General features: G+C 49.4%; 1 protein-coding gene. It reads right to left on the bottom strand.

The features are described 5' to 3' along the window. On the bottom strand, positions 1-235 hold a 235-nt coding region (locus tag ACTT8P_RS38725; protein WP_442836472.1), incomplete at both ends, for a hypothetical protein.

Genomic DNA, 235 nt, shown 5'->3' on the forward strand with positions numbered 1-235 from the left:
CCCTTGTTTAAAGGTATTTTGCCAGTTGCCGTCGTCATATTGGCGGGCTTGCTGACGCGACTGCGCAGGCATTAAACGATCAGCACAATCCATCGCCCGCAGCCAGTAAAGCGGATTGGTTTCGGTTGATTTACCTTGCAGCGCCCAGATGTCGCTACATTCAGTAGAAAGATAGTCAGCCAGTTGATAAACCGGAATTTTTTCTTCTGCTGGCGTATCAATGGCTGGCCTATTG

Source organism: Streptomyces sp. JW3, from assembly GCF_052216785.1.
Lineage (GTDB): Bacteria > Actinomycetota > Actinomycetes > Streptomycetales > Streptomycetaceae > Streptomyces.